We start from the raw sequence: 19,371 nt of genomic DNA on the forward strand, positions 1-19,371 counted from the left end.
AGCGAAGATCAACCGAGAGACCAATGGATATCGAGAGTGAGGGGGATGTCGTGGATCTGAATTATTCGGCGGAAGATGACGCGTTTCGTCAGGAATTCCGGGCTTGGCTTGAAGCAAACCTCGTCGGCAAGTTCGCCGCACTGCGCGGACTGGGCGGCTCGGGGCGCGAGCACGAAGCCTTCGAGGAACGCCTGGAGTGGAACCAGCACATGGCCGCCCACGGCTGGAGCTGCGTCAGCTGGCCCAAGGAGCACGGCGGCCGCGGGCTGAGCCTGCAGCAGCAGGTCATCTTCCACGAGGAGTACGCCCGGGCCAATGCGCCGGCTCGCGTGAACCACCTGGGCGAGGAACTGCTGGGCCCGACCCTGATCGCCTTCGGCACTCCTGAGCAGCAGGCCCGGTTCCTGCCCAAGATCATCGCGGTCGAGGAACTGTGGTGCCAAGGCTACTCGGAGCCGGGAGCAGGCTCCGACCTGGCCGGGGTGAAGACCAAGGCCCGGCTGGAAGACGGAAAGTGGGTTGTCGACGGCCAGAAGGTGTGGACCTCGCTGGCGCACACCGCTGACTGGTGCTTCGTCATCGCCCGCACCGAGCCGGGATCCGTGAAGCATCGCGGCCTGTCCTACCTGCTGGTTCCGATGGACCAGCCCGGCGTGGAGATCCGCCCGATCCTGCAGCTGACCGGAACCTCGGAGTTCAACGAGGTCTTCTTCGACGGCGCCACCACTGATGAGGACCTGGTGGTGGGCGAGCCCGGCGCGGGCTGGTCGGTGGCCATGGGCACCCTGGGCTTCGAACGCGGTGTCTCCACGCTCGCCCAGCAGATCGCCTTCCAGCGCGAGCTGCAGCTGATCATCGACCTGGCGCGCACCAACGGAGCGATCGAGGATCCCATTATCCAAGACCAGATCGTCAAGTCCCAGATGGGGCTGGATATGCTTCGCATGCACGGGCTGCGCACGCTCAGCGGCGAGCAGGGTATCGAGGCCTCGATCACCAAGCTGCTGTGGGCTCCATGGCACCGCTCGCTGGGCGAGCTGGCCATGGCCGTAGCCGGCGCTGGCGGGCTGACCGTCGCGCAGGCGCCGTATGAGCTCGACGAGCTGCAGGCCCTGTATCTCTTCAGCCGCGCCGATACCCTCTACGGGGGATCGGACGAAATCCAACGCAACGTAATCGCCGAGCGCGTGCTCGGCCTGCCCAAGGAGGCACGAGTATGACCATCCAGCGCATCGCACAGCCGGCGCCAGAATACGTTCCCGCCCATGGTCTGCTCGCCGGACGACGCGTTGTCGTGACCGCCGCAGCCGGAGCCGGCATTGGGGCCGCGGCGGCACGCCGCTGCCTGGAGGAAGGTGCGGACCTGGTGGTGCTGGGCGATACCCACGCCGGCCGGCTCGAGGCCTCCGCCAATGAACTCGGCGCCGAGTTCGGCGCCGAGCGCGTGCGCTTCGCCGTCTGCGACGTGACCAACGAGGAGCAGGTCCAGGCGCTGCTGGACGTCGCCGAGGAAGCCGGCGGCGTGGACGTCATGATCAACAACGCCGGGCTGGGCGGCACCGCCTCCATCCTCGACATGGAAGACGAGCAGTGGGAGAAGGTCGTGAACGTGACCCTCACCGGCACCTTCCGCTCCGTGCGCGCCGCCAGCCAGCGCATGGTGAAGAACGGCACCAAGGGCGTCATCATCAACAACGCCTCGGTGATCGGCTGGCGCGCCCAGGAAGGGCAGGCCCACTACGCCGCCGCGAAGGCAGGCGTCATGGCGCTGACTCGCTCGGCAGCCATGGACGTGGCTCCGCACGGCATCCGCATCAACGCAGTCGCCCCGTCGCTGGCCATGCACCCGTTCCTGGCCAAGGTCACCTCGGACGAGCTGCTGGAAGAGCTGACCTCCCGCGAGGCCTTCGGCCGCGCCGCCGAGCCCTGGGAAATCGCCAACGTCATGGTCTTCCTGGCCAGCGACTATTCCTCGTACATGACCGGTGAAGTGGTCCCCGTCAGCAGCCAGCAGGCCTAAAGGAGAGAACAGATGACTGAGGCTTACATTATTGACGCCGTGCGCACCCCGGTGGGCCGCCGCGGCGGTTCGCTGGCCGAAATCCACTCGGCCGACCTGGGCGCCCACGTGATCTCGGCGCTGGTCGAGCGCACCGGCATCGACCCCGGCGCGGTGGACGACGTGATCTTCGGATGCACCGACACCCTGGGCTCCCAGGCCGGCGACATCGCCCGCACCGCATGGCTGGTGGCCGGGCTGCCGGACCATGTGCCGGGCGTGACCATCGACCGCCAGTGCGGTTCCAGCCAGCAGGCGGTGCACTTCGCGGCGCAGGGCGTCATGTCCGGCACCGCAGATTTGATCATCGCCGGCGGTGTGCAGAACATGTCCAAGATCCCGATCTCCGCGGCCATGATCGCCGGCGCCGAGTTCGGATTCACCACGCCCTTCGCCGAGTCCCCTGGCTGGGTCGCCCGCTACGGCGACCAGGAGGTCTCGCAGTTCCGCGGGGCGGAGATGATCGCCGAGAAGTGGGACATCACCCGCGAGCGCATGGAGCAGTTCGCGCTGGAAAGCCATGAGCGCGCAGCCGCCGCCGTGGACGAGGGCCGCTTCGACTCGCAGGTTGTTCCGCTGAACGGCCTGGAGCAGGACGAGACCATCCGCCGCGGCACCACGCTGGAAAAGATGGCGACGCTGAACACGCTCACCGAGGACGGCCGGCTGACCGCCGCGGTGGCCTCGCAGATCTGCGACGGCGCCAGCGCCGTGCTGATCGCCTCCAAGAAGGCAGTGGAAGAGCACGGGCTGACCCCGCGTGCCCGCATCCACCACATGTCGGTGCGCGCCGACGACCCGGTGTGGATGCTCACCGGCCCGATCCGCGCAACGAAGTATGCGCTGGAGCGCGCAGGCATGGGCGTGGACGAGATCGACCTGTTCGAATGCAACGAGGCCTTCGCCCCGGTCGTGCTGGCCTGGATGGACGAGCTGGGTATCGACCGCGAGAAGGTCAACGTCAACGGCGGCGGCATCGCCCTGGGCCACCCGATCGGCGCCACCGGCACCCGGCTGATGACCACGCTGCTCAACGAGCTGGAACGCACCGGCGGCCGCTACGGCCTGCAGACGATGTGCGAGGGCGGCGGCCAGGCTAACGTCACGATCATCGAGCGGCTCTAGCCTTCGGCCCGCAAGCCCATTAACCAAAGATCCCCGCCGGGTAGACCCGGCGGGGATCTTTTCGATCATCACTCGCACCTTTATGAGGTACTTATAACTGTAGGACCCGGAACTGTGCCTGCCCTATGCAGGGCATCGGCACTGCCCGGGGAACTACTTGGCGTTGACCGACAACGGAACGTCGACAGGTTCCAGCTCGCCATGCGGCGGGTTCTTCGGAATGAAGCCGGCCAGGATCACGGCGGCCACGGAGAACCCGGCGCCGAGCAGCAGTGCCGCGCGGAAACCCTGCTCGGTCGGGATCATGGCGCCATGGAAGTCGGTGGACATCTGGGCCAGCACCAGGCCGATGACCGCGGCGCTGGCGGTGGTGCCCAGCGAACGCATCAGCGTGTTGAAGCCGTTGGCCGCGGCGGTTTCGCTGCGCGGCACCGAGCTCATGATGATCGACGGCATGGCTCCGTAGGCGAAGGCCACGCCGCTGTTGACCAGGGTCGCGGTGAGCAGCAGGCCCCAGGTGCTTCCCATGCCCCACAGGCCCACCACGTAGCCGACGGCCAGGATGGAGATGCCCAGCATCAGCGTGAACTTGGCGCCCAGCTTGTCGGAGAGCTTGCCGCCCACCGGGGAGAGGATCAGCATCATGAAGCCGGCTGGGGCGACCCACAGACCGGCGGCCAGGACGGACTGGCCCAAGCCGTATCCGGTGCTGGATGGCAGCTGCAGGATCTGCGGCATGAGCAGCATGCTGACGTACATGCCGAAGCCGACGAAGATCGAGGCGATGTTGGTCAGCAATACGCGGGGGATGACCGCGGTGCGCAGGTCAACCAGGGGGTCGGTGGTCCGCAGCTCCCAGAAGCCCCAGAAGACCAGCGCCAGCAGCGACAGGCCGAAGAGGCACAGGGTCAGCGGCGAGGCCCAGCCCCAGAAAGAGCCCTTGGAGATGGCCAGCATCAGCGCCAGGATGCCCGTGGACAGGCCGATGGCGCCGAGCCAGTCGAAGCGCTGGCCGGCGGCTCCGGCCTTCATGCCCGGGATGAACTTCCAGATCAGCAATGCGACGATCAAGGTGACCACGGAGCCGCCGACGAACAATGCGCGCCAATCGGAGAATTCGATGACCGCGGCGGAAATCGGCAGCCCGATGGCGCCGCCAGCTCCCAGGGTGGCGCTGACTGTGGCGATGGCGGAGGAGAGCTGTTCCTTGGGCACGAGGTCGCGCAGCATGGCGATGCCCAGCGGGATCATGCCCGAACCGAAGCCCTGCAGGGCGCGGCCGATGATCATGATCGTGACGTTGGGGGCGAAGGTGCAGACCAATCCGCCGAGAATCAAAGGCAGAGCGAGGATCAGGATCATCCGGCGCTTGCCGAAGAGGTCACCCAGGCGTCCGGAAATCGGGACGGCCACCGCTCCGGCGAGCAGCGTGGCCGTCACGATCCAGGCGGTGTTGTCGGCGGAGGTATTGAAGATCTCGGGCAGTTGCGGGATCAGGGGCGCAACCATCGTCTGCGTCAGTGCAGAAGCGATGCCGGCAGTTGCCAGGATGCCGACGGCGGTTCCCGGAGGAGTGGCGGATTTTTTGGCGCGATGCGTCAAGGGGTCCTTTCAGGGTGATGTGTAAGATACATACAGTATTCATAATACACATTCCGGGGTACGATGGAAGGCCTGAAAGGGCGTGAATACCATCAAGCGACACACTGCAGATATCGAGTACGAGCAGATGCTTCTCAGCCGCTATTTCGTGGCGCAGCATCGGCGGGGAAACGGATTGGACCGCAGCGCGTACCTGATCCTGAGCCACATCGATGCGCGCGGGCCGATGACGATCGGCGAGCTGAGCTCCGCGCTGCGTCTGGACGCCTCGACCTTGCAGCGGCAAGTGGCCGCGATTGTGCGCGACGGGTTGCTGGAGCGGGGCTTGGACCCGAACGGAAGCGCCGCCCGAAAGCTGACGATGACCTCGCATGGCCGCGACATGCTGGAAACCGATCGTGACGGATATATCCAGGACCTCGACGCCATCACTGCAGACTGGTCGGCGGAGGACGTCAACACTTTTGCCGAACTGCTGCGGCGCTACAACGGGGCCATCGAGGAGTTCCGGGACGTCAAGAATTCACGTTGACCCCCGCGGTAGCCGCGTGCGGGGCTTTTCCAGCTGCCATCTCGACCATGGCCAGACGGGCACGAAGTCTGAATGAAACCTTGGATGCATCGAAGATCGGTGTATTGAAGCGTAGTCTCGGGACGACCGTTGAACGTTTGGACCAGCGAGGAGTGAACAATGGATGGATGCGAAAGCAAAAACTACAACTTGTCACTGTCCCTGACAACGGATCAATATGACGACCTGACAACCGCGCTGGAAGCGCATCGTGACGGCTTGCGCCGCATCGCCGGCCAAGCCGCCAACGGCTTCGGTCTGGGTTCCGGATACTGGAATGGGCGGGCCGAGGAAGTCCAGGAGCTTTTGAGCTGTGTGCGCCGGCTTGCGCAAGGCGAAAATTCCTCCGGAGTCAATGATGCTTCAGGTAATTCGTCGAGGCGCTTCCCTCCGAAATGACGGGCAGTTCATATTGATAGTCGAAAGGGCGATTCGAGTTGCCAGCTGTATTCGCGGCGTCCGAGCTTTCCGGAGCAGGATTGCTTGGCACAAGAGTTGAGGCCGTTCCATCTTGATGGAACGGCCTCAATCATGCGCGGGCGGCGTACCGACGCTCCGCAATGGCCGTGTCGGACTAGATGGCGAGCCGCCGCACGTATTGCGGCATCCTGGTGCCGGCGTACCCGGAAACTCGGGACCAGATGCGCGACTGCGCTGTGCTTCCAATACTTCACCCGGCAGGTGAGCATGACTTCGAGCTCGGCTCGCGCGAACAGCGATCCGATCTGCATGGCATCCGCTTCAACGTCAACGGTTTCAATGCCTGATTGGGCCTGGCAACTCAGTAGCTTGAGCTCATCGGAAGCTGGGTCGATGATGGCCACGAGGACCGTTTTCCCGCGCATTCACACCAGGCCCATGGCATCGGTGACGGATTCCTTGGCTCCAATCATGGCAACCGGCATGTGTACTGGCTCCACCTTGTTTGTATCTTTCCGAGCGGTCACATCAGTCACGGCGCACACCTCGCCAACGCAGGTTTCGGCGTGGATTCGCGATGCTGCGCAGTGTCCAAGAAATACCATGGGAAAAAGTAGTCCACTTTTCGAGGAACTTGCGCGAAGCCCCACGTGAATGTTCCGGTGGACGGTGAAGTTCGCGCCGGGGATTTCCCATGCAAAGCGCCCGGAGCTTCGCGACAAAGTCGGACTGGTTCCCTCAGCGGGCTGGTAATTGTTTTTCGAATCCAGGGTGCGCTGCACTGGCGCAAACATGTCGAATCGCCTGGCAAGAACTATCGGACTCTGCCAGAATTCGAGTGATTCCAGAGCGCGCATCCCGCGGTCCGGTCGCTGGAACTGCCGCGCGGACGCGGCGGCACGCAAAAACCGCCGTGCCGGCAGCGATAACTCGCTGCCCGCACGGCGGGCTGCATGGCCTGAGGGACTGTCCTACGCGAGGGCGTCCTTGCTGTTCTGCACGAAGCCCGGAAGCACCGAGAGGCGTTCAACAGCGTCATCGATGATGCGGTCCACGAGCTGCTCGCAGGTCGGCAGGTCGTCGATGACGCCGACTACCTGTCCGGAAGCCAGCATGCCGGCCTGCGTATCGCCATTGACCAGACCTGCCTTGAGCAGCATCGGGGTGTTGGCGGCGAGCATCATCTGGCCCCAGCTGCGCCCGGTGCTGCGCTTCATGCGCAGTCCGTCGCGGGCCAGTCCCAGCCAGGTCTGCCCGGAAAGTTCCTTGAACTGCAGGGTGCGCCGCGCGGTGCCCAGCATTCGGCCCAGCGGCGAGCCGGATTCCAGGCTGTCGATGAACTCGGTGCGCAGCAGGCGGTGCGGCATGCCGTCGGCCTTGGTGGTCACCACGGTGCCGTCCAGCCCGAATTCGAGGTAGCGCTTCTTGATGTGCTCGGGCACGGCGCTGTCGCTGGTGAGCAGGAAGCGGGTGCCCATGCCGATGCCGGCCGCGCCGTAGGACAGCGCGGCGGCCAGGCCGCGCCCGTCGAAGAACCCGCCGGCCGCGATCACCGGGATGTCCACCGCATCCAGCACGGTGGGCAGCAGCAGGGTGGTCGGGGTGGCGCCGGTGTGGCCGCCGCCTTCGCCACCCTGGATCATCACCGCGTCGGCCCCCCAGGAGGCGACCTTTTCCGCATGGCGCGGCAGGCCGACCGAGGGGATGACCACCGCGTCGTTTTCCTTGAGCTTGTCGATCAGCTCGCGCTTGGGCGCCAGTGCGAAGGAGGCCACCTTCACGCCGTACTTGATCAGCAGATTCACCCGGTCCATGGCGTCGGCCGCATCGGCGCGCAGATTGACGCCGAAGGGTTTGTCGGTGCGGGACTTGGTCTCCACGATGGCCTTTTCAAGCTCGTCGTAGGTCATGGTCGCCGAGGCGAGGATGCCCAGGCCGCCGGCCTCGGCGGTGGCGGTGACCAGGCTTGGCCCGGCGACCCAGCCCATGCCGGTCTGCACCACTGGGTGCTGGATTCCGGTGAGCTCGGTCAGGGAGGTGCGGATGCGGTTCGTGGTGCTCAAGGGCTGACCTCTTGTTCTCTGCGGTGGGCGGGGTCCAGGACCTCGCGAATCAGTCGAAGCTCCTGCTCGTCGGGCAGGCGGGTGGCAGGGATCGTTTCCGGCACGTGCAGCTCGAAGCCGGTTGCGTCCAGCACCTCGTCCAGGGGAACCCCGGGGTGCAGGCTGAGCAGCGCCATGGTGCCGCCCGGCCCGCTGAAGTCGTAGACTCCGAGGTTGGTGACCACCCGGTGCACGTGGTGGAAGCGCGCCGCCCCGGGGCCGGCGGCCTTGGCGCGGTTCGCGCCGACCCCGGTCACGAAGTCGACGTCGCGCACGAAGCTGCGCGTGGACTGCCGGGCGATCCAGTAGCTGGTGGCGTGGTTGATGGTGTTGGTGGCCGCGGCCCGGGAGCCGAGCAGCTGGCGGTGCGGCTGGAAGTGGTCCCCGATGGCCGAGAAGTTGTGGTTTCCCTCCCGGTCGATCTGCGCTCCGCCCATCACCACATGGCGCTTGCCGGCGGCGATCAGCTCGAAGAGCTCGCGGTAGGGCAGGTAGCCGGCGCTGAACTCGCTTACCCCGCCCAGGGCCGGGACGTCCCCGTAGATGGTGGACTCGCCGTCGCTGAGCATGAGCGAGGGCGCGTGGGTCAGCGCGGCCAGCCGGGCGCCGAGCGTGGGAATGATGCCGGCCGGGCTGGCGAGGATGTCGTGCTGCCCGCGGAACAGGTCGCTGCAGGCTGCCACGGCGATCTCCGCGCGGGTGGCGGTGCTCAGGGTCTCAGGCATGTACGGCCTCCTTCCGCCAGATGGTCTCATTTTCCAGGTACTCGGCGCGGTAGCGCTCCCACAGTGCGGGATCGGAGGCCGCGCGGGCGTACTCGCGCTGCAGCTCCTCGTTGCGCGGGTACGCCGGCAGGCAGGTGGTGAAGTGGGCGCCGCCGGGGGCCTCGTAGACGTGGTCCACCATGGTGCGGTTCAGCAGCAGCGTGGAAGGGTGCGCGCCCTCGGTCAGTTCCCGGGTGCTAACCACCGATTCGGCGCTGAGGATGGTGCGCGCGGCGGCCCGGGCGAACAGGTCGTCCACGTAGGGGTCGGGGCCCAGGCACTGCCCGTTGCCCAGCGCGTCGGCGCGGTTCAGGTGGATCAGCGCCAGATCCAGCGGCACCGCCGGCATCGCCACCAGCGTTTCGCCGTCCTCGTAGGGTGAGGTGATGGTGCGGATCTGCGGGTTGACTGTCAGCACGTCCGAGCCCAGTCCGGTGCGGGTGACCTCGAAGGGCAGGCGCCGGCCGGCCGCGCGCAGCCCGGAGACCAGCATCGATTCGTCAAGTTCCGTGGTGGCGATGGCCCCGGATTGGCGGGCGGCCGCGAAGTGCGGGTCAACTGCGATGGAATCCAGGGTGACGAACCCGTGGACGACCTCGCGCACCTGCCCGGTGGCGCACAGCGTGCCGACGTCCGGGCCGCCGAAGCTGACGATGCGCAGGTCCTTGGCTCCGGAGCGCACCAGCGCGGCGACCAGGGCCATGGGCTTGCGCCGGGACCCCCAGCCGCCGATGCCGATGGTCATCCCGTCCTGGAACAAGCCCTGCAGCGACTGCGCCTCGATGACCTTGCCGGTCATGCCTAGGCTCCGGTGGCGACGAAGTCGTCGCGCAGCTCGTCGGCGACGCCGCCGAGGTTCAGCTCGAAGGTGAAGCCCTGCTCGAAGCGGTAGCTGCGGTTCACGTCGATCGGGTCGATGCAGTTCAGCGCCTCCTTGGCCGCGCGGATGACGCGCGGGTCCTTGGCGGCGATCTCGTTGGCGTAGGAGAACGCGGTCTCGTCGAGCTTGTCGGCGCTGACCACCTCGGCCACGGAGCCCAGCTCCGCCAGGCGCTGGGCGCTGATGTTCTTGCTGGTGAAGTACAAGGTGCGCAGCATGTGGGCCGGGACCAGCCGGGCCAGATGGGTGGCTGCGCCCAGCGCGCCGCGGTCCACCTCCGGCACGCCGAAGTAGGCGGTGTCGCTGGCCACGATGGTGTCCGCGTTGCCCACCAGGCCCACGCCGCCGCCCAGGCAGAAGCCGTTGACCGCGGCGATGACCGGCACCGCGCACTCGTAGATGGACTTGAATGCGGCGAAGCAGCCGCGGTTGGCGCCGAGGATGGCGTTGAAGTCCTCGGTGGACTGCATTTCCTTGATGTCCACGCCGGCGTTGAAGCCGCGGCCCTCGGCGCGCAGGATGACCGCGCGGGTCTTGGCGTCCTTGGTGGCTTCGTTCATGGCGTCCGCGACGCCGAACCATCCGGCGACCGGCAGCGCGTTGACCGGCGGGTAGTTCATGGTGATGACGCGGACTCCGTTGGAGTGCATTGCTGAAGTGATCGACATTGGGACCTCCCTGTACCAAACGTTTGCTTGTTTGTTACCCTAGCACTTGCTTGGTTTCAGGTACACTGGCAATCCATAAGCACCACATCGACGAAAGGAAAAAGCCCATGACTGGCATTTTGAGCGGCCGCGTCGCCATCGTGACCGGCGCAGGCCGCGGACTCGGACGCGAACATGCACTAGAACTGGCCCGCCAGGGAGCGATGGTCGTGGTCAACGACTTCGGCACCACCCTGGGCGGCGCCATCGACCCGGCGAACCCGGCCCACGAAGTGGTCGCGGCCATCCGCGCCGAGGGCGGGCAGGCCGTGGCCAACGGAGCCGATGTGGCGAACTTCGAGCAGGCCGGCGCCATGGTGCAGCAGGCCATCGACACCTACGGCCGGCTGGACATCCTGGTCAACAACGCCGGATTCGTGCGCGACCGCATGCTGGTGAACACCACCGAAGAGGAATGGGACGCGGTCATCCGCGTGCACCTCAAGGGCCACTTCGCCCCGCTGCGCCACGCCTCCAAGTACTGGCGCGACGAGGCCAAGGCCGGGCGCACCCCGCAGGCCCGCGTCATCAACACCACCTCCGGCGCAGGCCTGAAGGGCAGCGTCGGACAGGCCAGCTACTCGGCCGCCAAGGCGGGCATCACCGGCCTGACCCTGGTCGCCGCCCATGAACTGGCCCGCTACGGCGTCAACGTGAACGCCATCGCCCCGGCCGCCCGCACCCGCATGACCGAAGACGCCTTCGGCGAGACCATGGCCGCCCCGGAAGAGGGCTTCGACGCCATGAACCCGGCCAACGTCTCCCCGGTCGTGGCCTGGCTGGCCAGCGCCGGCAGTGAAGTCACCGGCCGCGTCATCGAGGTCGAAGGCGGCCGCGTATGCATCGAGGAAGGCTGGAACCACGGCCCGCAGGTCGACTCCGGAGCCCGCTGGGAGGCCGCGGCCGTCGGCGCCCAGATCGAGCAGCTGCTGGCCCAGGCCGCCGTCCCGGAACCGGTGTACGGATCATGAGCACCGCAGCAGTGGACCCGATGACCGCCGGCGCCTGGGCCGGCCGGCATCTGGGCGAGAAGACCGTCGGCTACACCCAGGACCAGGCGATCCTGTACGCGCTCGCCGTCGGCGCCCGGCCCACCGACCTCGACCTGATCTTCGAGGACCGGCTGCGCGTGCTGCCGTCCTTCGGCCTGACCCTGGCCCAGTGGGCCCCGGACCTGCTGGCCGACCGCGGCGCCTTCGACAACCGCGCCGTGCACGGGGCCCAGGAGCTGCTGGTCTCCAAGCCGCTGCCACGCAGCGGGGAGCTGGCGCTGAACGCCCGCGTGGGCGAGGTCTGGGACAAGGGCGGCGCCGCCGTCTTCAACATCATCGTCGAATGCGACCACTTCCAGGCCACCTGGCAGATCTTCGCCCCCGGCTTCGGCGGTTTCGACGGCGATCGCGGCCCGGCCCGCGCCGCCGCCCCCGAAACCCCTGCCACGGGCACCGCCAGCATGCAGACCGCGCCTAACCAGGCAGCGCTCTACCGGCTGCTGGGGGACAAGCACCACATCCACATCGATCCGCAGGCAGCCAAGCGCATCGGGCAGGACCGTCCGATCCTGCACGGGCTGTCCTCGCTGGCCGCAACCACGCTGCCGCTGGCCGAACTGGCCGGGGCGCACCCGGCGGACCTGGTTCAATTCGGCGGACGCTTCTCCGGGGTCGTTTTCCCCGGGGACCGCATCGAGGTCAAGACCTGGGACAACGGACGATTCGAGGCCGCAGTGGCCGACCGTACGGTAATCGCCGACGGATTGGCGGTCTTCGGCTAAGCACAGCCGCAGACCGGGGCGCGGCAGCGCCACGACAGCTAGATAGAGGGAACACATGAGAGTCATCGTCTTGATGAAGGAAGTCCCGGATACCTACGGCGAACGCGCCATAGATCTGGAAACCGGGCTGCTGAAGCGTGCGGACGCCGAGCCGGTGCTCGACGAGATCACCGAGCGCGCGCTGGAGGTAGCGCTGCGCCACCGCGAAGCGCAGCCGGGCACCGAAGTGGTGCTGCTGAGCGTGGGTCCGGAAGGCAGCCTGCCGACCACCCTGCGCAAGGGCCTGGCCATGGGCGCGGACCGCGCGGTGCACGTGCAGGACCCGGCGCTGCTCGGCGCGGACCTGACGCTGACCGCCCAGGTGATCGCCGCCGCGGCCAAGCAGATCGGGTTCGACCTGGTGATCGCCGGCAACGTGTCAACGGACGGCGGAGGCGGCGCACTGCCGTCCATGCTGGCCGAACTGCTCGGCGTGGCCGGGCTGGCGGCACTGTCCAGCGTGCAGATCGACGAGCTGACCGTGGCAGGCCAGGTCAACACCGACGTGGAGCGCTACGAAGCCAGCGCCGACCTGCCGGCCGTCATCTCCATCACCGAGGCGCTGCCCGATGCCCGCTTCCCGAACTTCAAGGGCATCATGGCGGCCAAGAAGAAGCCGTTCGAGACCTTGGACCTGCAAGCCCTGGGCCTGGCCCCGGGCGAAGAGGAAGCGCGGTCCATCGTGATCTCCGCCGCCGCCCGCCCGGCGCGCAGCGCCGGTAGGCGGATCGTCGACGAAGGCGACGCCGGCCAGCAGATCGCCGAATTCCTGGCCAAGAACCAACTGATCAAGGGGCATTAAGATGAGCAGCAATTCCGGGAACCCGATCCTGGTCCTGGTGGACACCTCGCCGGAGGGGCAGCTGCGCGCAGGCGCGGGCGAACTTCTCGGCGCGGCCGCCTCGGTGGGCAGCGCCGTGGCGCTGGCCCTGGCCCCCGCCGCACAGGCCGAGCGCCTGTCGCAGGAGCTGGCTGAACTGGGCGCGACGCGCGTACTGGTCGCCGACTCCGCGGCCGCCGGCAACGCGGTCATCGCGCCCTTGGTAGATGCGCTGGCCGCCGCCTACGCACAGGTGCAGCCCGAGGCGGTGCTGGCCCCGAACTCCATCCGCGGCCGCGACGCCGCCGCGCGTTTCGCCGCCCGCGCCTGCCTGGCGCTGGCAGTGGACACCGTGGGCATCGACCGCGACGCGGAAGGCATCATCGCGCACCACTCGGTGTACGGCGGCGCCTACCTGGTTGATTCGGCAGCCACCACCGGCGCCCTGGTCATCACCCTGCGTCAGGGCTCCAGCGATGCTCGCGCCACCGCGCAGCCGGCCCAGCTCGAGCTGCTGGCCGTGCAGTCCTCGGGCGCGCCGGACGCCGTGATCACCTCCCGCGAAGAAGCGGTTATCGAGTCCTCGCGCCCCGACCTGCGCGGAGCTGACATCGTGGTCTCAGGCGGACGCGGGCTGGGCTCGGGGGAGAACTTCTCCCTGGTCGAGTCGCTGGCCGACGCCCTGGGCGGTGCCATTGGCGCCTCCCGCGCCGCGGTGGACGCCGGCTACGTGCCGCAGACCATGCAGGTGGGCCAGACCGGCGTCACCGTCGCCCCGCAGCTGTACATCGCACTGGGAATCTCCGGTGCCATCCAGCACCGGGCCGGCATGCAGACCTCCAAGACCATCATCGCCATCAACAAGGACCCGGAGGCGCCGATCTTCGACGTCGCCGACTTCGGCGTGGTCGGAGACCTGTTCACGGTGGTTCCCCAGCTGGTCGAGGCTATTGAGGGGAAGCGGGCTAACTGATGGCACGGCAGGGACTACCGCGAACCCCCGGAGCCGCCCCGGCCCAGCCTCCGGCTCCGGTGCAGGAAAACGAACAGCCTCAGCAGGCCGCCGAGCCCGTTGCCGCCACCTCGGCGCCGGCGGCCTCGGGCGGCGTGCGCCGCGGGTTGCCGCGTCCAGGCGCCACGCAGGCGGCGGCCGGCCAAGCTCCGGCGCAGCAGGCCGCTTCGGCGGCAGCTGAACAGGCTGAGCAGCCCGCCGAGCCGGTGTCCGCGCCGCTGGCCGCCGCGTCCGGACGTCGCGGGCTTCCGCGCCCGGGTGCCGCAAGCACCCCGGCCGCTGCGGAATCGGCACCCGCCGCGCCTATTGCACCGGCTCCGGAGCAAGCGCAGGTCCCTGCCGCGCCGCAACCCGCGGCGGCGAAGACGCAGGCCCAGCCTGCCGCCAAGCCGTCTGCGGCGCCGGCCAAGCCGGCTCCGAGCGCGCCCGGCGCCCTGGCCAAGCTCTGGGCCACCGCCCGCGGCAAAACGCTGCTGCTGGCCGTGGGACTGCTGGTGCTGCTGGGCGCCGCGGTGCTTGCTGCCCGCTGGCTGGTCTCGCTGGACTCGGTGCAATCCTTCCTGGCCCGCTACCCGGGAGAGACCCACTTGCCCGAAGGAGCTCCGGTCGGGCTGCCGGCGTGGATGGGATGGCAGCACTTCTTCAACATCTTCCTGATGGTGCTGATCATCCGTTCGGGATGGCAGGTGCGCACGCAGCGCCGCCCGCCAGCCAGCTGGACCGCGAAATTCGGCAAGAACCCCAAGAAGATCAGCATCAACCTGTGGTTCCACCAATTCCTCGACATCCTCTGGCTGGTCAACGGCGCGGTGTTCGTCATCCTGCTGCTGACCACCGGCCAGTGGATGCGCGTGGTGCCGACCAGCGGGGAAGTCTTCCCGAACGCGCTCTCGGCCGCGCTGCAGTACCTGTCCCTGGACTGGCCGACCGAGAACGGCTGGGTGAATTACAACAGCCTGCAGGTGCTGGCCTACTTCGCGACCATTTTCCTGGCCGCGCCGCTGGCCGCGATCACGGGATTCCGGATGTCCGGAGCCTGGCCTACGAGCGCCGAGAAGCTGTCGCGCGCCTACCCGATCGAGGTAGCCCGGGCGATCCACCTGCCGGTGATGTTCTACTTCGTGGCATTCATCGTGGTGCACGTGGCCCTGGTCTTCTCCACCGGGGCGCTGCGCAACCTGAACCACATGTACGCGGCGCAGGACGCGGTGAACTGGACCGGATTCTGGATCTTCTTCGCTTCGCTGCTGGTCATCGTCGGCGGCTGGTTCGCCGCCCGGCCGATCCTGCTGGCCCCGCTGGCCTCGCTGTTCGGCAAGGTCGGGCGCTAGCTGCTGCACTCTGGAAGGACCGCTCCGCGCATTTCTGCGACGGGGCGGTCCTTCGTGGTTTCCAACGGGATGATAAGGAATTATTTGATCCTTGAGAGTGCGAAAGTGGGACTGCCCTTGCAGGGTTCCCTCGCGCGGGGTTCACTTGAATATCGAGAGTCCATCATTTCGGGTTGGGGACCGGGCAGGATTGAGAAACGAGTAGACGTTTGGCACAGCGCAAGACAGAACGAAAGAACCTGCAGGGCGAAGAAACCCGAACCAGAATTCTTGAAAAGACCATGCGACTGGTCGCGGTCCACGGATACTCTGGAACCAGCCTCAGCATGGTGCGCAGGACCTGCAACGTATCCGCAAGCTCCATCTACTGGCACTATTCGGGCAAGGATGAGCTGGTCGCGGCCGCCCTCGAGCACGCCTACCGTTCCCAGGCCCAGCGGCTGCCGAACTGGCTGGACACCCCGCCATCCTCCTCGCGCGCGCACGACTTGTATTCGCAGCTCATGCACTCGCCCAATGGCGAAGGCGAAATGGGCTACTGGCGCGTTGGCCTCCAGCTGGCGCTGACCAAACCCGAAGAACCGATCCCGGCCCGCGACCGCTTCCTGCAAATCCGCGCAGAAGCCATCGAATGGACGGCTGACTGGTGGGAGCGCACGCTGCCGGAAAACATGCCGCAACGCCGGGACGCGGCCCGCCTGATGGGGAACTTCACGGTCGCCGAGCGCGAAAGCAGCTTCCTGAAGCTGCGCGGCCCGCGCACCACCGATACCGCCCGGCTGACCCGGATGATCGCCGCCGCGCTGGACACGGTGGCAGAGCAGCTGCCGGTGCTGGCCGAGACCCATGACCTCACTCCATCCACGCCGACCCCGCCGCAGATGGCGGTGCTGGTATCCGCCGAAGACGCGGAATCGGGGCGTGAAGCCTTATTGCGGGCTGCGCAGGAGGTCATTGGCCAGTCCGGATATGATGGGGTGAGCATCTCCAAGGTCTGCGAACGTGCCGGGCTTCCCGCCAGCTCCCTGTATTGGTCTTTCAAGGACAAGGACGAGCTGCTGTCCACGGTGATATCCAACGCCTGCGCTGGGTGGAAGCAGCTGCGCGAAAAGGAATTCGCGCTGCCCCCGGGCGAGCACTGGGCCGAACAGATCCGCTCGTTCATCCTGCCATCGCTTAAGGGCTCGGAGCACGGCCAGAGCGCGGTGCCGATGAGCCTATTGCTGCTCCTGCAGCGTGCCGAGCACGTCCACGCAGGCCGCAGCGAGCTTGAAGGAGTACTGCAGGAGACATTCGAAGCGACCGTCGAATGGTTCGCCGCGCTGCTGGGCTCCGCAGCCGGGCCGCAACGCCGCCATGCCCAGGATGTCGCCATCTGCCTGTTCCGCATGCTTGACGGGATGCTCATCGGACGCCGGGTTGACGATCAGTTCTATGATCCGCAGCTGCTGGCAACGTTGATCAGCAACGCCATCGTCCAGATTGCGCAACGGGACGCCCAAGCCGCGTGAATCCTCCGCGGGGCATCGTTTTCCGGAGAATTCCGTACAAGCTGCCTACAGGCGATTTGGCCGCGGCAACGGTGCCACCCCGCAGGGGTCCGATCCTGGCAGGTATGCGCCCGAGCGCAGGATGGCTCCATCCGGCGGCATCAGGCAAGGCTGTCCGGATGCCGGAACCAGACGATTGGGGACCTTGGAAGCGCGATGCGCCGAGTCATACATACGCCAATGTTCCGCGCTTCGCCCCTGATGCTTATACTTTAGGGAAGAACGTTCATATTCCCCGTCGAGCTTTTCCGCAGGTAACTAAATGCAGGCTCCTCGATACTCCATCACGCTGGTGGAATGCGGCGCCTGGCCACAGCGCGTGACGATGATTGCAGTGCTCAATGCCAAGGGAACATGAATCTATTGGATTACCGAGGAGATCATGATGGGTCGGCAGACCGCCATTCCCTTGTCGCTGACAAGCGACCAGCTGGACGATCTCGTCAGTGCGTTGGAAGCGCATCGCGACGGATTCAAGAAATTGGCTGCGGAAGCCAGCCTGGGTTTCGGCTTGGATTCCACCTATTGGCAGGGGCGGGTGGATGATGTGCAGAACCTGCTCGACACGGTGCATCGCCTGGTCGGCGAAGATGACCTCGGCTCGCGCACGGCGGGCTACGAGGAATCCTAGCGGCGGACCGCCTGAATTTCCGATCCTAATGCGGCTCTGCGGGCGTCGCTGTCCTAGCCCAGCATGCATCCGTGCGGACGAAGCACGGCACCTCGTGGATCGCAGCGCTATGGGCCCAAAAAGATACCCGGAATGGCGAAAGCCGGCTGCGGTCGTTCCTGACGCATAGTTCGGCCAAGGTGGTTTCGGGCCGCAAGGGCTCGACTCTGGTGAAAATGGGGCTGGGGATGGTAATGTGCCACAGCTCCAAATGCTCGCTGTCCGTGTCGCATAACGCGAGAAGCACTGCGCGGCCGTGGATGGATACAAATCCCATCACGTCGTCGACCCGCTCGGTGGGGTCGGCCAGCACCACGGGCATGCCTTCGACCCAACCGTAGCTAGCTAGATGCCGTTTGGCGGCGGGAGAACTGAGAAGCTCTTCGACGCGCTGGCTGGCGTATGTGCGCAGCTCCGGGTATTCCATATTTTCCTCCGCTGACGGCAGCTCTCCGCAAGGTGATTGCCCACGAAATCCTGAGGCAGCTCGTGCCCGCAGGAATCCCCGGGTGTCGCCTTCGGCGCTCGGTGATCATCGTGGAGTATTCCTCTGACAATACGCCCATAATCCCGAATATCACATTCGCTGTCTACCACTATGTACGGATAATACGCTCTGCGAGTTCGGATTGTCCCTCGGCGGTCGATCCGGCCCGGCGCTTGTGAGCAATGCGACGGAGAAGACCCCCGGCGGAAAATTTCCGTCGGAGGTCTTACCCGGGCTGGAGGATGAGGCGGCCTAGTCTTCGGTGCCGCTCATTTCTTCCGCGGTGCGCACCAGTTCCTGTGCCCAAGCCAGCACCTGGGCGCCGGAAGCGCCCTGCGGCAGGCCGGAGGCGCGCAGCACCAGGCGGACCTTGCCCGCGGCGTCGCGGACCGGAACCATCAGCGAATCCACGTCGTAGCTGCGCTCGTCAACGAAATCCACCGGGGCGTAGCCGGAGGAGGTCTGCGCGATGATTTCGCGCAGCCTACGCTCCTGGGCCGGGGTGTACAGGCCCGAGGAGTATTCGCGTAGCACCGAGTAGACCTCGTCATCCGCGTAGTCCCCGCGCATGGTAGCCGACCAGCCGCGATCACGGGCCACCTGCAGGCGGGCACGGTAGTCCTCCGCGGTGCATTCGTCCGCCGGCAGGGCGCGAGCCAGCCAGCGTTCGATGGTTTCTTCGTCCTCCCAGGCCAGGCACATTTCGCCCATCGGCGGCATCAGCGGGATGCGTTCACCCAGGCGCTGTCCGTCATGGAATTCGCCGGTGCCGGAGACGATCACCGCCATTTCATCGCCGATAACCGCCATGATGGAAATATCCGCGTCCAGCGAGGTCGCCAGCTGCTCCATCTTCGCGCTGTGGCGCTCCGCGCGACGCACCCCGCGGATCAGGTCGGTCTCGAACGGCGCATGCAGCGACAGCGGGGCGAAGCGGCCGTAGCCGCCCTGGAAGAACAGCAACGGGGGCACCGGGGAGCAGACCTGCAATTCCTGCACCGCGCCAACCACAATGTAGTGGTCCCCTGCGTCGGTGATGGATTCGAAGGTGCAGTCGATGTAGGCGACCGCGCCGTCCAGCACCGGGGCGCCGGACGGAGCGGGGGTCCACTCGATGTCCTCGAACTTGTTCGGCGCGCGGCCGGCGAAGCGGCGGCACAGCTCTTCCTGGTCGGCGGCCAGCACGTTCACGCAGAAGGAGCTGGCGGTGCGCAGCTTCTTGAAGGTGGAGGAGGTCACCGTGGGCAGGAAGCCCACCAGCGGCGGATCCAGCGACACCGAGGTGAAGGAGCCGACGATCATGCCGACCGGTTCGCCGTCCTCGGTGATGCCGGTGATCAGCACGACGCCGGTCGGGAAGTGTCCCAGGACGTTGCGGAACGCCATCGGATCTGAGACGGGCGGGGTCTGTGCCCCCAGTGCTACTGCATTCACGGTCTTTTCCTTTCAGTACTTCGC

20 protein-coding genes are annotated in these 19,371 nt (G+C 66.7%); 12 read left to right on the plus strand and 8 right to left on the minus strand.

What is annotated here, in order from left to right:
• The first annotated feature begins 50 nt into the window (after window positions 1-50).
• Genes C1H84_RS10505 through C1H84_RS10515 form a run of 3 tightly spaced genes read left to right on the plus strand, consistent with a single transcriptional unit; the run spans window position 51 to window position 3,184 of the window.
• Complete coding sequence (locus tag C1H84_RS10505) at window positions 51-1,220, plus strand: acyl-CoA dehydrogenase family protein (RefSeq protein WP_082124024.1); 1,170 nt, start codon at window positions 51-53, stop codon at window positions 1,218-1,220.
• Complete coding sequence (locus tag C1H84_RS10510) at window positions 1,217-2,020, plus strand: SDR family oxidoreductase (RefSeq protein WP_047120433.1); 804 nt, start codon at window positions 1,217-1,219, stop codon at window positions 2,018-2,020. Before C1H84_RS10505 ends, C1H84_RS10510 begins: the two co-directional genes overlap by 4 nt.
• 12 nt (window positions 2,021-2,032) lie before the next feature.
• On the plus strand, window positions 2,033-3,184 hold the full coding sequence (locus C1H84_RS10515; protein WP_113607372.1) for an acetyl-CoA C-acetyltransferase: 1,152 nt from the start codon (window positions 2,033-2,035) through the stop codon (window positions 3,182-3,184).
• A gap of 153 nt (window positions 3,185-3,337) precedes the next feature.
• Here C1H84_RS10515 and C1H84_RS10520 read toward each other — a convergent pair whose 3' ends face one another.
• Window positions 3,338-4,786, minus strand: coding sequence for an MFS transporter (locus C1H84_RS10520; protein WP_220124904.1), 1,449 nt, complete (start codon window positions 4,784-4,786; stop codon window positions 3,338-3,340).
• Between the two features lie 82 nt (window positions 4,787-4,868).
• On the opposite strand from C1H84_RS10520, the gene C1H84_RS10525 reads away from it, so the two are divergent.
• Both C1H84_RS10525 and C1H84_RS18010 read left to right on the plus strand, forming a co-directional pair.
• On the plus strand, window positions 4,869-5,318 hold the full coding sequence (locus C1H84_RS10525; protein ID WP_231735873.1) for a MarR family winged helix-turn-helix transcriptional regulator: 450 nt from the start codon (window positions 4,869-4,871) through the stop codon (window positions 5,316-5,318).
• Between the two features lie 159 nt (window positions 5,319-5,477).
• Window positions 5,478-5,756 (plus strand): hypothetical protein, encoded by a 279-nt coding sequence (locus C1H84_RS18010; protein ID WP_146956024.1) that lies wholly within the window; start codon window positions 5,478-5,480, stop codon window positions 5,754-5,756.
• A gap of 8 nt (window positions 5,757-5,764) precedes the next feature.
• Here C1H84_RS18010 and C1H84_RS18015 read toward each other — a convergent pair whose 3' ends face one another.
• From C1H84_RS18015 to C1H84_RS10550, 5 genes are all read right to left on the minus strand, one after another.
• Entirely contained in the window at window positions 5,765-6,181 is a 417-nt protein-coding gene (locus C1H84_RS18015) for a hypothetical protein (protein WP_146956025.1), read from the minus strand.
• Between the two features lie 567 nt (window positions 6,182-6,748).
• The gene (locus C1H84_RS10535; protein ID WP_113607373.1) at window positions 6,749-7,840 is read right to left on the minus strand and encodes an NAD(P)H-dependent flavin oxidoreductase; all 1,092 of its coding nucleotides are present in this window, start codon (window positions 7,838-7,840) and stop codon (window positions 6,749-6,751) included.
• Window positions 7,837-8,604 (minus strand): CoA-transferase subunit beta, encoded by a 768-nt coding sequence (locus tag C1H84_RS10540; protein WP_053799076.1) that lies wholly within the window; start codon window positions 8,602-8,604, stop codon window positions 7,837-7,839. The genes C1H84_RS10535 and C1H84_RS10540 overlap by 4 nt, the downstream gene beginning before the upstream one ends.
• A complete protein-coding gene (locus tag C1H84_RS10545) occupies window positions 8,597-9,442 on the minus strand; it encodes a CoA transferase subunit A (protein ID WP_113607374.1) in 846 nt (281 codons plus the stop codon). The genes C1H84_RS10540 and C1H84_RS10545 overlap by 8 nt, the downstream gene beginning before the upstream one ends.
• Before the next feature lie 2 nt (window positions 9,443-9,444).
• Window positions 9,445-10,191 carry an enoyl-CoA hydratase family protein gene (locus tag C1H84_RS10550; RefSeq protein ID WP_113607375.1) on the minus strand — a complete coding sequence of 249 codons (747 nt, stop codon included), beginning with the start codon at window positions 10,189-10,191 and terminating at the stop codon, window positions 9,445-9,447.
• Between the two features lie 107 nt (window positions 10,192-10,298).
• On the opposite strand from C1H84_RS10550, the gene C1H84_RS10555 reads away from it, so the two are divergent.
• From C1H84_RS10555 to C1H84_RS10585, 7 genes are all read left to right on the plus strand, one after another.
• A complete protein-coding gene (locus C1H84_RS10555) occupies window positions 10,299-11,201 on the plus strand; it encodes an SDR family oxidoreductase (RefSeq protein ID WP_047120426.1) in 903 nt (300 codons plus the stop codon).
• On the plus strand, window positions 11,198-12,004 hold the full coding sequence (locus C1H84_RS10560; RefSeq protein ID WP_220124905.1) for a MaoC/PaaZ C-terminal domain-containing protein: 807 nt from the start codon (window positions 11,198-11,200) through the stop codon (window positions 12,002-12,004). Before C1H84_RS10555 ends, C1H84_RS10560 begins: the two co-directional genes overlap by 4 nt.
• A 55-nt stretch (window positions 12,005-12,059) precedes the next feature.
• On the plus strand, window positions 12,060-12,845 hold the full coding sequence (locus C1H84_RS10565) for an electron transfer flavoprotein subunit beta/FixA family protein (protein WP_113607376.1): 786 nt from the start codon (window positions 12,060-12,062) through the stop codon (window positions 12,843-12,845).
• Window position 12,846: 1 nt separating this feature from the next.
• Window positions 12,847-13,836: an electron transfer flavoprotein subunit alpha/FixB family protein gene (locus C1H84_RS10570; RefSeq protein WP_113607377.1), complete on the plus strand. Its 990-nt coding sequence runs from the start codon at window positions 12,847-12,849 to the stop codon at window positions 13,834-13,836.
• Window positions 13,836-15,206: a cytochrome b/b6 domain-containing protein gene (locus tag C1H84_RS18525; RefSeq protein WP_244910880.1), complete on the plus strand. Its 1,371-nt coding sequence runs from the start codon at window positions 13,836-13,838 to the stop codon at window positions 15,204-15,206. Before C1H84_RS10570 ends, C1H84_RS18525 begins: the two co-directional genes overlap by 1 nt.
• Before the next feature lie 209 nt (window positions 15,207-15,415).
• Complete coding sequence (locus C1H84_RS10580; protein ID WP_113607378.1) at window positions 15,416-16,717, plus strand: TetR/AcrR family transcriptional regulator; 1,302 nt, start codon at window positions 15,416-15,418, stop codon at window positions 16,715-16,717.
• 421 nt (window positions 16,718-17,138) lie between these two features.
• Window positions 17,139-17,387: a hypothetical protein gene (locus C1H84_RS10585; protein ID WP_146956027.1), complete on the plus strand. Its 249-nt coding sequence runs from the start codon at window positions 17,139-17,141 to the stop codon at window positions 17,385-17,387.
• A gap of 25 nt (window positions 17,388-17,412) precedes the next feature.
• Here C1H84_RS10585 and C1H84_RS10590 read toward each other — a convergent pair whose 3' ends face one another.
• Both C1H84_RS10590 and C1H84_RS10595 read right to left on the minus strand, forming a co-directional pair.
• The gene (locus C1H84_RS10590) at window positions 17,413-17,853 is read right to left on the minus strand and encodes a hypothetical protein (RefSeq protein WP_113607380.1); all 441 of its coding nucleotides are present in this window, start codon (window positions 17,851-17,853) and stop codon (window positions 17,413-17,415) included.
• Between the two features lie 312 nt (window positions 17,854-18,165).
• Complete coding sequence (locus C1H84_RS10595; RefSeq protein ID WP_113607381.1) at window positions 18,166-19,347, minus strand: flavin reductase; 1,182 nt, start codon at window positions 19,345-19,347, stop codon at window positions 18,166-18,168.
• Window positions 19,348-19,371: the final 24 nt, after the last annotated feature.

The organism is Glutamicibacter soli (assembly GCF_003309065.1).
GTDB classification, from domain to species: domain Bacteria; phylum Actinomycetota; class Actinomycetes; order Actinomycetales; family Micrococcaceae; genus Glutamicibacter; species Glutamicibacter soli.

Coding starts and splice junctions, on each gene's coding strand:
- C1H84_RS10510 (WP_047120433.1), top strand. CDS start 1,217: ATGACCATCCAGCGCATCGCACAGCCGGCGCCAGAATACGTTCCCGCC.
- C1H84_RS10515 (WP_113607372.1), top strand. CDS start 2,033: ATGACTGAGGCTTACATTATTGACGCCGTGCGCACCCCGGTGGGCCGC.
- C1H84_RS18010 (WP_146956024.1), top strand. CDS start 5,478: ATGGATGGATGCGAAAGCAAAAACTACAACTTGTCACTGTCCCTGACA.
- C1H84_RS10540 (WP_053799076.1), bottom strand. CDS start 8,604: ATGCCTGAGACCCTGAGCACCGCCACCCGCGCGGAGATCGCCGTGGCA.
- C1H84_RS10545 (WP_113607374.1), bottom strand. CDS start 9,442: ATGACCGGCAAGGTCATCGAGGCGCAGTCGCTGCAGGGCTTGTTCCAG.
- C1H84_RS10550 (WP_113607375.1), bottom strand. CDS start 10,191: ATGTCGATCACTTCAGCAATGCACTCCAACGGAGTCCGCGTCATCACC.
- C1H84_RS10555 (WP_047120426.1), top strand. CDS start 10,299: ATGACTGGCATTTTGAGCGGCCGCGTCGCCATCGTGACCGGCGCAGGC.
- C1H84_RS10560 (WP_220124905.1), top strand. CDS start 11,198: ATGAGCACCGCAGCAGTGGACCCGATGACCGCCGGCGCCTGGGCCGGC.
- C1H84_RS10565 (WP_113607376.1), top strand. CDS start 12,060: ATGAGAGTCATCGTCTTGATGAAGGAAGTCCCGGATACCTACGGCGAA.
- C1H84_RS10570 (WP_113607377.1), top strand. CDS start 12,847: ATGAGCAGCAATTCCGGGAACCCGATCCTGGTCCTGGTGGACACCTCG.
- C1H84_RS18525 (WP_244910880.1), top strand. CDS start 13,836: ATGGCACGGCAGGGACTACCGCGAACCCCCGGAGCCGCCCCGGCCCAG.
- C1H84_RS10585 (WP_146956027.1), top strand. CDS start 17,139: ATGATGGGTCGGCAGACCGCCATTCCCTTGTCGCTGACAAGCGACCAG.
- C1H84_RS10590 (WP_113607380.1), bottom strand. CDS start 17,853: ATGGAATACCCGGAGCTGCGCACATACGCCAGCCAGCGCGTCGAAGAG.